Here is a 1761-nt window from a genome sequence, read left to right as displayed (position 1 = left end):
ACTGTATGCAAAAGCGAAGCCAAAATATCGCTATAATTATCACTCTGATAGCTCTCATATCTAGGTCTAATAATATCTGATAAGCTTTTTCTAATAACAGCTCCTGCTTTCATTCTTTTATTTTCTCCAAGAATATTTGAAAGCCAATCGGGTAGGCAAAAAAACTTTCTAATCGCCGTTCTAGCAGTCTCTTCTTGAAATGTTACAAATGCATGTAAAATCTCTTTGCCTTTTATCTCATCAAGCTTTGCACTCATAATAGTACGAAATATTACATCAGCAGTTACAAATGTCATATGCTCATCAACTTCGACAATAGAACCATTAGGGTATTTTCTAAATTTCTCCATCATATCAGCAGCTGCATTACTCATCAAATCAAAGACCTTGCTAATCCTAGTCATTTCAAAGCTTGGTCTTAAAAGCTCTCTTTGCTTTTTCCATACCTCGCCATTAGTAGTAAAAATACTAACACCCAAAAGCGGTTTTAAAAGCTCATGAAGCATATCGCTTTTTGGAAATTCCTTAACATTATCTACCATAATTTTACGAACTTCTTTAGGATCATTTACCACAAAAAGGTCAAATCCAGGCATCTTTACCCTGCCAGCTCTCATTTTATAGCTTTTAGCATATAGGCCATCTAGCCACGATCTACGCTTGAGCAAAAATGTCGTTATCAGCCCAGCTTTGCTATTATGCGGTTTTGGATGAAATGGACAAACTCCCATATTAGCTCCTTTAAAAGGTTTTATTCTCCAAATTTAGCGGGTCAGCCACCATATAAAAATAATCATACCCGCCACTAATTTGCGTAGCCCTAAGGTATAAAAAATGTACCTGATACCACTTATATCTTATATTTTTATATGTTTTTTTATCATAAATTTTAAAAAATCTCACCGAGATGAGTTTTGGCGAACGCTTTGCTTGCACGCCTGAACGTTTTACATAATCAAGCATAAAAAAGCATGCGCCATCTATTTTTGAACTTAAATCTAACCAAGTAATATCTGAATTAGCCACTATTTCAAGCTCTTGTTTAAATTTATCCCCGCACTTTTGAAATGACGTAAGTGGTACACATCCACCTATTAATACAAGTTTTAAATTTGCCGTGCTTAAGCCTTGCGCTTTACACTTTTTAATCACCTTTGCCATAGTGCTAATAGCTAAAATCGTACCAACACTATGAGCTACGACCATTATCTCATCAGCTTTACCATCTTTTACGCTTTGCATTATAGCGTTTGCAAAGCTCTCATTTCTCTCATCGATTTTATCAATCTCGCCCTTAGCATACTTATAACAAAACCTATAAATACTAAGTAGCCAAAATATCCCAGCCTTCTGACCGATATAAAAAATTACTCGTGTCCCAAGCAATATAATCCCTAAACAAATTGCTATCCAAAACCAGCCAAATTCTATAAAATAGCCAATTGCATAACAAATCAGCCCAATAATAAAATATGATAAAAACATAAAAATAGTAGGGTAATATCCAGCTATAAGCTGAGTGCGTGAGTATTTAGCAACCATATAGGTTACACCAGAAATAGTATAACCAATAAAAAATAAAAAAAGCGCCCCAAAAACATCAAAAAATCTCTTGCAAAAATGCTGAGCTACAATATCATTCCACGCCAAAAAATTATAATTAATCTGGGCGCCTTTATAATCTATTTTAAATTTAGGCACCTTAACGTTCTCAAGTTTGCCCAAATTTAGCTTATCTTGTTCTATTCTACTGGTTTTATT

At 34.4% G+C, this 1761-nt stretch carries 2 protein-coding genes; both read right to left on the bottom strand.

Annotation, left to right across the window (positions count from 1 at the left end; genetic code table 11):
• Positions 1–731, bottom strand: a 731-nt coding sequence (locus tag J6V67_RS06830) for a cytochrome P450 (RefSeq protein ID WP_291860632.1), incomplete at its 3' end; no start/stop codon positions are given.
• 10 nt (positions 732–741) lie between these two features.
• On the bottom strand, positions 742–1761 hold a 1020-nt coding region (locus J6V67_RS06825; protein WP_291860629.1), incomplete at its 5' end, for a hypothetical protein.

Origin of the sequence: Campylobacter sp. (genome assembly GCF_017646085.1) — a bacterium.
GTDB lineage: Bacteria > Campylobacterota > Campylobacteria > Campylobacterales > Campylobacteraceae > Campylobacter.
Note: the sequence above shows the minus strand (reverse complement) of the source record. Positions and strands in the feature narration are given on the sequence as shown.